The 10902-nt window shown below is 73.5% G+C and carries 9 protein-coding genes; 7 read left to right on the plus strand and 2 right to left on the minus strand.

The window, feature by feature from the left end; all coding sequences use genetic code 11:
• The first annotated feature begins 77 nt into the window (after positions 1 to 77).
• The 4 genes from narH (at position 78) to ACFYSC_RS02410 (ending at position 4237) form a co-directional block, all read left to right on the plus strand.
• On the plus strand, positions 78 to 1847 hold the full coding sequence (gene narH / locus ACFYSC_RS02395; RefSeq protein WP_389955487.1) for a nitrate reductase subunit beta: 1770 nt from the start codon (positions 78 to 80) through the stop codon (positions 1845 to 1847).
• Positions 1844 to 2470, plus strand: a complete 627-nt coding sequence (narJ, locus tag ACFYSC_RS02400) for a nitrate reductase molybdenum cofactor assembly chaperone (RefSeq protein WP_389955489.1) — start codon at positions 1844 to 1846, stop codon at positions 2468 to 2470. The genes narH and narJ overlap by 4 nt, the downstream gene beginning before the upstream one ends.
• Positions 2467 to 3195, plus strand: a complete 729-nt coding sequence (narI, locus tag ACFYSC_RS02405) for a respiratory nitrate reductase subunit gamma (protein ID WP_389955492.1) — start codon at positions 2467 to 2469, stop codon at positions 3193 to 3195. The genes narJ and narI overlap by 4 nt, the downstream gene beginning before the upstream one ends.
• 460 nt (positions 3196 to 3655) lie before the next feature.
• Entirely contained in the window at positions 3656 to 4237 is a 582-nt protein-coding gene (locus ACFYSC_RS02410) for a nitrate reductase molybdenum cofactor assembly chaperone (RefSeq protein WP_389955495.1), read from the plus strand.
• 182 nt (positions 4238 to 4419) lie between these two features.
• On the opposite strand, the gene ACFYSC_RS02415 is transcribed toward ACFYSC_RS02410, so the two are convergent.
• Both ACFYSC_RS02415 and ACFYSC_RS02420 read right to left on the minus strand, forming a co-directional pair.
• A complete protein-coding gene (locus ACFYSC_RS02415; RefSeq protein ID WP_389955498.1) occupies positions 4420 to 6210 on the minus strand; it encodes a glycosyl hydrolase in 1791 nt (596 codons plus the stop codon).
• A 401-nt stretch (positions 6211 to 6611) separates the two neighbouring features.
• On the minus strand, positions 6612 to 6773 hold the full coding sequence (locus tag ACFYSC_RS02420) for a hypothetical protein (protein ID WP_179818717.1): 162 nt from the start codon (positions 6771 to 6773) through the stop codon (positions 6612 to 6614).
• A 296-nt stretch (positions 6774 to 7069) separates the two neighbouring features.
• Between ACFYSC_RS02420 and ACFYSC_RS02425 the strand changes: the two genes are divergently transcribed.
• The 3 genes from ACFYSC_RS02425 (at position 7070) to ACFYSC_RS02435 (ending at position 10721) form a co-directional block, all read left to right on the plus strand.
• Complete coding sequence (locus tag ACFYSC_RS02425; protein WP_389955501.1) at positions 7070 to 8470, plus strand: family 16 glycosylhydrolase; 1401 nt, start codon at positions 7070 to 7072, stop codon at positions 8468 to 8470.
• Between the two features lie 369 nt (positions 8471 to 8839).
• On the plus strand, positions 8840 to 9433 hold the full coding sequence (locus ACFYSC_RS02430; protein ID WP_389956318.1) for an RNA polymerase sigma factor: 594 nt from the start codon (positions 8840 to 8842) through the stop codon (positions 9431 to 9433).
• Complete coding sequence (locus ACFYSC_RS02435) at positions 9426 to 10721, plus strand: hypothetical protein (RefSeq protein WP_389955504.1); 1296 nt, start codon at positions 9426 to 9428, stop codon at positions 10719 to 10721. Before ACFYSC_RS02430 ends, ACFYSC_RS02435 begins: the two co-directional genes overlap by 8 nt.
• The last annotated feature ends 181 nt before the right edge of the window (positions 10722 to 10902 follow it).

Below are 10902 nucleotides of genomic sequence, written 5' to 3' on the forward strand. Positions count from 1 at the left end.
GAACCGCACCGCCCCTCCGGACGCTCCGGACACTCCGGATGCTCCGGGCTTCCCAGGAGGAAGGAGGTGGGCGGGCGATGACCAGGGTCATGGCGCAGCTCGCCATGGTGATGAACCTCGACAAGTGCATCGGCTGCCACACCTGCTCGGTCACCTGCAAGCAGGCGTGGACCAACCGGGCCGGCGTCGAGTACGTCTGGTTCAACAACGTCGAGACCCGTCCCGGCCAGGGCTACCCGCGCACCTACCAGGACCAGGAGAAGTGGAGGGGCGGCTGGGAGCTGAACCGGCGCGGTCGGCTCCGGCTACGGGCCGGCGGGCGGGTGCGCAAGCTGCTGTCCATCTTCGCCAACCCGCTGATGCCGTCGATCCAGGACTACTACGAGCCCTGGACCTACGACTACGACCGGCTGTTCTCCGCCCCCGCGCAGGACGACACCCCGGTCGCGCGGCCCAGGTCGCTCATCACCGGCGAGGAAACCAAGATCACCTGGAGTGCGAACTGGGACGACGACCTGGCCGGCGGGCCGGAGCTGGTCCCCGCCGACCCGGTGCTGCGCACGGTGTCGGAGGAGGTGAGGCTGGAGTTCGAGCGGGCGTTCATGTTCTACCTGCCGCGCATCTGCGAACACTGCCTCAACCCCTCATGCGTGGCCTCCTGTCCCTCCGGCGCGATGTACAAGCGCTCCGAGGACGGCATCGTCCTGGTCGACCAGGACCGCTGCCGCGGCTGGCGGATGTGCGTGACCGGCTGCCCGTACAAGAAGGTGTACTTCAACCATCGCACCGGCAAGGCCGAGAAGTGCACCTTCTGCTACCCGCGGGTCGAGGTGGGCATCCCCACCGTCTGCTCCGAGACGTGCGTCGGGCGGCTGCGCTACATCGGCCTGCTGCTGTACGACGCCGACCGGGTCGCCGAGGCCGCCGCCGTACCGGACGAGAAGGACCTGTACGAGGCGCAGCGGAGCGTGCTGCTCGACCCGCACGACCCCGAGGTGGTCGCGGCGGCCAGGGCGCAGGGCATCCCCGAGGACTGGCTGGAGGCCGCCCGCCGCTCCCCCGTGCACAAGCTGATCTTCGACTACGGCGTCGCGCTGCCGCTGCACCCGGAGTACCGGACGATGCCGATGGTCTGGTACATCCCGCCGCTGTCGCCGGTCGTCGACGCGCTGGCCGGCACCGGCCACGACGGCGAGGACGCGGGCAACCTGTTCGGCGCCATCGAGACGCTGCGCATCCCGATCGGCTACCTGGCCGGGCTGTTCACCGCCGGCGACCCCGAGCCGGTGCGCGCGGTCCTGCGCAGGCTGGCGGCCATGCGCTCCCACATGCGGCGCGACAACCTCGGACAGGAACCGGACCCCTCGATCGCCGAGGCCGTCGGCATGACCGGTGAGCGGATCGAGGAGATGTACCGGCTGCTGGCCATCGCCGCCTACGACGAGCGCTACGTCATCCCCCGGGCGCACGCCGAGCAGGGCGCGCGGCTGGAGGAGACGATGACCGGGTGCAGCCTCGACATCGAGGGCGGCCCCGGCATGGGCGGCCCGTTCGGTGAGGCGTCCGGCCCGCCCGCGCCGGCCTCCGTGGAGACCTTCCACGCGCTCAAGGAGCGGCAGACCGCCGGGGACCTGGCCGAGGCCGACCGGCTCCGCGGCCGGGTCAACCTCCTCAACTGGGACGGCAGGGGCGTCCCCGAGGGACTCTTCCCCCGCCGCGACGACGGCCCCGGCCAGGACGGCGGCCCCGGCCGCCATGGTGACGGTCCGCGTCCCGACGACGGCCTCCGCCACGAAGACGATTCCCGCCGCGACGATCCCCGCCACGAAGATGGAAGGATGTCATGAGCGCTCTCGACGACGCCGGGCTGCGCACCGCCCACATGGTGGCCTCGGTGCTGCTCGGCTACCCCGACGAACGGCTGTACGAGGCGCGGCCGCTCCTCGCCCGATCGGTGGGGACGCTTCCCCCCGGGGAGGTCCGCGCCCGGCTGGCCGCCTTCCTCCGCCACCTGGACGCCACCCCGCGGCCGGAGCTGGAGGCGCACTACGTGGCGACGTTCGACCTGAAACGGCGCTGCTGCCCGTACCTGACGTACTACGCCCACGGCGACACCCGGAAGCGGGGCGCGGCGCTGCTGCGGTTCAAGCACGCGGTCCGCGAGGCGGGGTTCGACCTCTCCGGCGGGGAGCTGCCCGACCACCTGGCGGTGGTGTGCGAGCTGTCGGCGCGCGGGGCCGTCGGACCCGCCGTACGGCTGCTGCGCGAGAACCGCGCGGGCCTGGCGGTGCTCGCGCGGGCGCTGCTGGAGGAGAGGTCGCCGTACGCCGATGTCGTGGCCGCGGTGCAGGCGACCCTCCCGCCGGCCCGTCCGTGGGAGCGGGAGGCGGCGCTGCGCCTGGCGGCCGAGGGGCCGCCCGCCGAGGAGGTCGGGCTGGAGCCCTACTCGATCGCGGGCGGCGACCGGTGAACGCCCTGGACACCGTGCTGTGGGTGGCGGTCCCCTACGTGTCGCTGACCGTGTTCGCGCTCGGCCACGTGTGGCGCTACCGCTACGACAGGTTCGGCTGGACCACGCGGTCGTCGCAGATGTACGAGTCGCGGCTGCTGCGGGCCGGCAGCCCGCTGTTTCACTTCGGCCTGCTCCTGGTGATCCTCGGCCACGTCGGCGGGCTGGTGGTTCCCAAGAGCTGGACGGAGGCCGCCGGGGTGAGCGAGACGGCCTACCATGTCACGGCCGTCGTGCTCGGCACGCTCGCGGGTGTGGCGACCGTGGGCGGCCTGGCGATCCTGGTCTACCGGCGCCGCACCGTCGGCCCGGTGTTCACCGCCACCACCCGCAACGACAAGCTCATGTACGCGGTGCTCGCCCTGACCATCGCGCTCGGCCTGGCCGCCACGGTCGTGGCCAACGTCCTCGGCGGCGGCTACGACTACCGCACGACGGTCTCCCCGTGGTTCCGGTCGGTCTTCCTGCTCCGTCCGGAGGGGGAGCTGATGGCGGGCGCCCCGCCGCTGTTCCGGCTGCACGCGCTCAGCGCGCTGGTGCTGTTCGCGATCTGGCCGTTCACCCGGCTGGTCCACGCGCTCACCGCCCCGATCGGCTATCTCACCCGCCCCTACATCGTCTACCGCAGCCGGGACGACCGGCGCGGTCTGGCGGCGCCCCGGCGCGGGTGGGAGCCGACCCGCTGACGGGCTCCGCGGGCCGTACGGCGAGCGCCCACCGTACGGCCCTCGCGGAAGGCCCGCGGAAGGTCCGCCGCACGGCCCGCTGACCGGCCCGCACGGCCCGCCGCACGGCCGCCCGACATGATGACGGCCGACCGGCCGTATCGCCGGAATTTTCATTCTTTATGCGCATTTAGGGACCTTGGTCCCGAGCGGCCCGACCAAAGACTCTGCCGCGCCGGCCGGCCGGCCCGCCAAGCTGATCCCCGCATGCCCGACGCCAGACGCCAGAGGATCCGGAAGGGATTCCCACGATGATGACCGTCCGACAGGCCGCCCGGGAGACGACCGGGCGAGGACCGTCGGCCACGCCGGCACCGACGCCGTCACAAGCCACGGCGGGCGCCATGTCGTCACGGGCCGCAGCGTCACGGGCCGCGGCGTCGCCGGCGCCGTCACAGGTCGCGGCGGGTGCCCCGCGGTCATGAGCGTTCTCGACGGCGGGGTGCGCACCGCCCACATGGTCGCCTCGGTGCTGCTCGGACGGCCCGACGAGGGGCTGCGGGAGGCGTGGCCGCTCCTGGCGAGGTCGGTCGCCACGCTCCCCTTCGGTGAGGTCCGCAACCGGCTGACCGCCTTCCTCGTCCACGTGGCGGCCACGTCCCAGACCGCCCTGCAGTCGCACCACACCGCGGTGCTCGGCCCGGAGCGGAGCCGCCGCTTCCGCCTGACCTGCCACTCCTCCGATGACGCCGCCGAACGTGAGGGGGCCATGCACCGATTCGAGGGCGCCTTCCGCACCGCGGGGTTCGGCCTGTCCGGCGAGGAGCCGGCCGACCACCTGGCGGCGGTGTGCGAGCTGTCGGCCCGCGGCGCCGTCGAGCCCGCCGTGCAGTTGCTGCGCGAGCACCGCGCGGCCCTGACGGCGCTGCGCGAAGAGCTTGAGACGGAGGGGTCGCCGTACGCCCACGTCGTGGCGGCGGTGCAGGCGACCCTCCCCCCGCCCGGCCCGCGCGAGCGGCGCGCGGTGCCCTGCGTCGCGCGGGGCCGGTCCACCGCCCGATGACGGCGGGAACCCCCGCCCGGCGCCGGAGAGGTCAGGCGCCGAACGGGGGTTCCAGGCGAAGATTCCAGGCGAAGATTCCAGGCGGGGGTTCCGGGCGGAGGTCCCGGAAAGGGGTTCCGGCGGGGGTTCCGCGGACCGGCCGGCTCACCGCCCGATGACGCCGTACGGCGGGCCGGCCCGGCTCACCACTTGGTGATGTCGGGAAGCTGGTCGATGGAGATGGTCCTCGGGTTCGCCATCGACGCCTTCCACAGCGACTGGACGTCCTTGCCGCTGCCGTTCCAGTCGCGCGAGGCCCAGACGACGAAGTAGGGCCAGGGCGAGTCGGAGGACGGGTTCAGGGGGCTGAAGGTCTCCGCGACGCCCACGGTCTTGTTGTTCCCGATGGACCGGCAGGTGTTGAAGTCGCCCGAGCTCTGGAAGTAGTCGGAGGTGACGAGGTCGGTGTAGGCGTCACCCGGGTACCACGACGCCAGCGACGTGCCCTGCCCGCTGGCCATGCCGTTGAAGACCCACAGTACGTTGTGCACCCCGGCCGCCTGGGCGCGCTGGAAGATCAGCCTCCAGAGCCGCTTGTAGGCGTCGGCGCCCTTCTTGGTCCACCACATGTAGTTGTTGTTGCTCTCGTGGAGCGGGCGGAAGAGGACGGGGATGCCGGCGTCCCCCATCTTCTTGAGCTCCCGCACGACCAGGTCGATGTCCTGGTAGAGCTTGGACGAGGGGTTGTCGAGGTCGGGCACGAAGTCGCAGGGCGCCGAGTAGTTGCCGCCGCGCGGGCAGTACCAGTGCCACTGGAAGGCCACGATGCCGCGGTGGGAGCCGAACCAGTCGATGACGCTCTGCGTCTGGACGCTTCCCCGGGTGTACTCCATGAAGTCGAAGGCCACCATGGCCGGGTAGCGCCCGGTCAGCGACTTCACCCGGTCGGCGTCGGGGGCGTCGGTCTGGCCGCTGATGTAGGAGTGGGTCTTCAGGTAGCAGAGGAGGTTCCTGGCCTTGGAGTTCGCGGCCTGGTCGGCGGGCGTCTGCCCGCAGGCGGGGCCGGTGGGCGTGGGCGACGGGCTCGGCGCGACGCCGTAGACCTCGAACTCGTGGAGGGAGTAGCCCCAGGAGGTGCCGCGGGCGGTGCCGTACATCCGGACGTATCGCCCGCTGCCCGAGAGGGTCAGGTCGTCGATCCCGCCGTCACCGGTGACGGTGCTGTAGACCGTCGTCCAGTTCACCGCGTCGTCGGAGACCTGGATCTGGTAGCCCTTGGCGTAGGCGGCCTCCCAGTTCAGGGTCACGTGGACGACGGGGCGGACGACGCCCAGGTCCACCCGGATCCACTGCGGGTCGCTGTAGAGACTTGACCAGCGGGTGCCGGGGTCGCCGTCCACGGCGAGGCCGGGCCCCTGGGCGGAGCTCTCGTTCGACGAGGACGCGGCCGGCCGGTTCAGCGCCAGGTTGCCGGGCGGCACGGTGGGCGTGGTCGTGGGCGTCACCGTGGGGGTCGCCGTGGGGGTGACGGTCGGGTCCGGGGTGGGGGTGGTCGTCGGGCCGGTGCCGCCGCCGCAGGCCGCGCCGTTCAGCGTGAAGGCGGCCGGGGCGGCCGGGGAGCCGTTGTAGGTGACGTTGAAGCCGAAACCGGCCGAGCCGCCGTCTCCGGGGATGGCGGCGTTGTAGGAGACGTTCTTCGCCGAGACCGTCGCGCCGGACTGGACGTGGGTGGCGTTCCACATGTCGTTGACGGTCTGTCCGCCGGGGAAGGTCCAGGTCAGCGTCCAGCCGTCGACGGCGGTGGGGGCGTCGTTGACGACGGTCACGTTGACGGTGCCACCGGAGCCCCAGTCGTTGACGACCTGGTACAGCACCCGGCAGGGGGCCGCGGCGGCCTGCGCGGCGGGCAGTGCGACCAGCACGGCGGCCAGCAGGGCCACCGCCGCCGTGAGGCTCGTCAGAGTGGCTCTGACGCGCCGTCCATGATCTCTCATGCGATCTCCTGGGCGTACGAGGGTGGGGGGTGCCCCGGGCGGCGCGCCTCTCCCGTGGAACGGAGCGGCGCGCCGCGGCCCGGCCGGGACACCGGTCGGCGCGGCGGCCCGTCGGCGGGGTACGAGGATGGTTGAACTAAACCGGTTCAGCTGTCAAACATCCGGGATAGGGCCTGCCGCTACCTCGAACAGCACGTGAAAGTTTCACCTGACCCCGTGTTTCGGAAGCCTTTCGGACGATCCAGGAAAAGGCTTTCCTTTACCGGTTCAGGAAGTACGGTGACCGCGTGGAGACCCTGGAGGGCACGCCGGGGACACGGCGGTCCCCCCGGGGCGAGGTGGAAGGATCACCGCCGCACACCCCGGAACCGGCCGGGGGCACGCGACGGGCAGGTACGGGATCAGGCGGGCGCGAGACGCTCGGCGGCCATGTCGCGCAGCCGGTCGGCGAACGCGAGCGCCTGCTCGGGCGTCATGCGCGGCTCGGGACCGACGTAGAAGACCACGATGTCGCCGTTGGGGGACGTCGTGGCCGCGAAGGGGAGCGAAGGTGAGATGACCATGATGAGATCATTCTTGCCTGCCCCACCGACATTTCGCAGTTCGTTTAACCCGCGGCCGACCGCTGCGGAGCCGTCCGCGCCTTGCCGATCCGCGCACGGAACTTGCCCGTACGCGTTCGGAGCCGTCGATCGCCTCTTCCGTCCGGGCCGGAGGAGGACAGTATGGTTCTCCTCCAGACCGCGGCGGGTACCGGCCTCCACGGAGCAGGTGAGGGCCGTCCACCGCGTGCGGATCGCTCCGGCGCGCGCCGTACGGCCGCCGGGGCCGACCATTCCCCCCAGCTCACCGAGGCAGCATGTCAACCAGAAAACTCCTGGCCGTGTCCGTGTCCTCCCTGGTGGTCGCGGGCGCCCTGTGGACGGGCACCGGGACCGCCCGCACGGCGTCGTCCTCGACGCTCACCGTCGCGAGCACCGCCGACACGACGATCACCCAGGTGACGCAGGACGGTGACAACGGCGTCAAGACGACGCTCGCCACCTGCCCCGCGACGTGCGAGGGCAACTCCCGGGGACAGCGTGACGCCGTCGTCGCGTTCGACGTCAGCGGGCTTCCCGCAGGCGCCCGGAACATCAGGGCGAGCCTCCAGCTGTACTCCTGGAACGCCTACACCGCGACCACCACGGCGCACACCACGACCGGGGACGCCACCGGTGACGGCTCATGGGCCGACCGGGGCACGCCGGGTGCGGCGCTGGACACCAGGACCGCCGTCACCGCCGGATACAACGCCTGGGACGTCTCCGAGGCCGTCCGCGGCAACGGGAAGCTCATCTTCACCGTCATGCAGACGGCACGCGCCACCCGCACCTACTGGGCCTCCCGGGAGAACTCCTCCGCCTCCCTCAGGCCCCGTCTGGTCATCACCTACGACCCCTCCTCCACCGCCTCGCCGCCCCCCACCGGCAGCCCCACGCCGAGACCGACCGCGTCCCCGACGTCCAGCCCGACGCCGACGGCCTCCTCGACCGGTGGCCCGGCCGGTTGGACGAAAGTCTGGGCCGACGAGTTCGACGGCGCGTCTCTGGACACCTCGACGTGGGAGGCACGGAACAACACCCGCGTGGACTTCGACCGGGCCTGCATCACCAACCGGCCGGAGAACGTCCGTGTCTCGGGAGGGTCGCTCTTCCTCACGGCGCGGAAGGAGACGCGCACCTGCGGCTCGGAGACCCGCGCCTACACCACCGCCTACCTCACCACCATGAAGCGGCTCTCGTTCACCTATGGGCGCTTCGAGGTACGGGCCAAGTCGCCCAACGGCCCGACCGGCTCGACCGGGCTGTGGCCCGCCTTCTGGCTCCGCCCCGAGGACGGCGCCAACGGTGAGATCGACGTCATGGAGCTGCCCGGCGGGTCGGCGTACTACGCGGCGGCCACCCAGGCCATCTTCAACAGCTACAGTCCCCAGGTGAAGCAGGACCAGCGTTTCCCCTTCACCACCGGGTACCCTGGCGACGGCTTCCACACCTACACCACCGAGTGGGAACCCGGGGTGATGCGGTGGTACATCGACGGCCGGAAGGTCTGGCAGCGGGACCGCACGACCACCTCGTGGTTCGACTCGGCGTTCAGCAAGCCGTACCACCTGCGGTTCACCTTCCACGTGGGCGGCTGGCTCGGTGACCCCGACGCCGCCACCCGGTTCCCCGCGGACTTCCAGGTCGACTACGTCCGCGTCTGGAAGCGGAGCTAAGCGGAGCTAGCGGCCGTCCCGCCGACGGAACTCCGGCCCCGGTGCGGGGCACTCCCCGGGCACCGCGGCGTCCCGGGGTGCGCCCCGCACGGTCCCCTCAGGACACCGTGCGGGGCGTGCCGTTCAGGGTGACCGCGGCCGGGGCCGGGTCGGATGGGCTGTGACATGCCGGTGGGACAGGCAGGCATGCCGGGAAACCGGCCCGGGAAGGCGACCGCCGCACGGGCGTGAAAGCGCGGCGGCGGATCGGGAGAGGAAAGGGTGACCGCCGAACCACGCCCAGGGTCCGCCCGGTGGATCCTCGCCGCGACGGGGATCCACCGGACGGGACCCGAGGGCCGCACCCGACCGGAGACCGTCGTGACGACGATGTGCCAGGCCGCCCAACCGGTGGGGGACGCCGGAACCGACCGGCTCCCCCTGGACGACCCGGAGCGGTTCACCGCGGTCTTCGACGCCCATTTCGGGGAGATCCACCGCTACGTCGCCCAGCGGCTCGGCCCGGACGCCGCGGAGGACGTCGTCGCCGAGACGTTCCTCACCGCGTTCCGCAAGCGGGCGCGCTACGACCCCTCCCGCGCCGGCGTCCGGGCCTGGCTGTACGGCATCGCCACCAACCTCGTCAGCAGGCACCGCCGCGTCGAGGTGCGCACGTTGCGCGCCCTCGGACGGCACGGCCCCGACCCCGACCATCCGGGCCACGAGGAGCGGGTCACCGTACGGGTGAGTGCGCAGAGCCTGCGGCCGGAGCTGGCGGCGGCCCTGGCCGGGCTGCACCGTCGCGACCGTGACGTGCTGCTCCTGGTCGCCCTGGCCGGACTGAGCCACGAGGAGATCGCCACCGCTCTCGGCATCCCGTACGGGACCGTCGGCTCGCGGCTGAACCGGGCCCGAAGGAAGCTCCGCGCCGCGCTCGGCGGCGTCAACCCGATGCTCGACGCCGAGGAGGCCGGTCGTGGATGAGCTGGAGAGGGTCCGCGAGCTGTACGGCGAGCCGCAGGCCGGCCCCTTCGCCGAGGCCCGGGTGCGCGCCAGGCTGGATGCCGCGATCGGCGCCGGGGCGGAGGGCGAAGCCGGCGCGAGGAGCGGGATCGGGGCGGGGAGCGGCTCCCGCCGTCCGCGGCCGCCGTGGGCGATGGCGGTCGCCGGCCTCGCCGTCGCCGTCGCGGCGGCGACGGCGGTGATCGCGGTCCCGGTGACGTCCGGGGTTCCGGGGTCCGGCGGCCCGGGATCCGGCGGGCCCGGCACAGGGGCCGCCGGGCTCTCCGGGCGGTCGATCCTGCTCGCGGCGGCCACCTCGGCCGAGTCCGGAGCCGGAGCCGGGGCCGGGGCCGGGGCGGGGACGACGGCGGCCGGCGCCTACTGGCACGTCGCGAAGCTGCGCCGGCGGACCCTGCCGGAACCGCTGGGCGGCGGCCCGGACCGGTACCGCGTGGTGGAGTGGCGGCTGACCGAGCTGTGGGCCGCCCGGGACGGCCGGGCCTGGACCGCCTCCCGGGCGCTGGGGGTCCGTCCCGCGGGCGAGGCCGACGAGGCGGCCTGGCGCCGCGACGGTTCCCCGTCGGAGTGGCGGAACGGACCGGCGAGGCTGTCCACGTCCCCGGGCGGGGGCGAGCTCACGGAGATCACCGGCGAGGCGCCCTTCAGCATGGCGGGTCACGGGATGACCCTGCGGCGGGTCGAGGGCCTCCCGTCCGACCCGCGGGCGCTGCGGGACCTGGTGACCGGGACGGTGGCGGAGCCGCCCGCCCCCGGCACGACGGACCACGGCACGACGGGCGGCGACGGGACCGTGCCGGGTGGCACGGCGGGCATCGGGGACACGACCGGCGAGGCCGGCATGGCTCACGGGACCCACGGGACCGGCGGGGCCGGCCGGGCCGCGGTGGACGGGGGTCTCGTGGCGGACGCGCTGAGCGGTCTGCTGTGGAGCAAGCCGTCCCCGCCCGCCGTACGCGCCGCCGCCTACCGGGCCCTCGCCGAGTCGCCGGACGTCCGCTACCTGGGCCGGGCCGCCGACGTGCGGGGCAGGGCGGGCGAGGCGTTCTCCTTCACCGTGCGGACCCCCGTGCCCTTCCGGCGGACGCTGGTCATCGACCCGGGCACCTCCCAGGTGCTGTCCAGCACCACCTCCGGCCGGCCGGGGGCGGCCGGCGACGAGGTGGAGGTGGTGCTGGAGGCGGGCTGGACGGACGACGGGCCCGCCGTGACCCCGGTGTCCCGGCTGCCCCGCGTCCCCGGGCCCTCCTGAGCGGGACGGCGTCCGCGCGGGCACCCGGACGCGGTCCCGGCCGGAGGGTCCGGCGGCCCGACCGGCGGGCCCGGGGGGCCCCCCGGGCCCCCCGGCCCCCGGGGGGGGGGGGCCCCCCCCCGGCCCCCCCCCGCCCCCGGGGGGCGCCCCCCCCGCGGGGGGGGCGGGCAAGGGGGGCCCC

Source organism: Streptosporangium sp. NPDC004379 (assembly GCF_042873875.1).
GTDB lineage: Bacteria > Actinomycetota > Actinomycetes > Streptosporangiales > Streptosporangiaceae > Streptosporangium.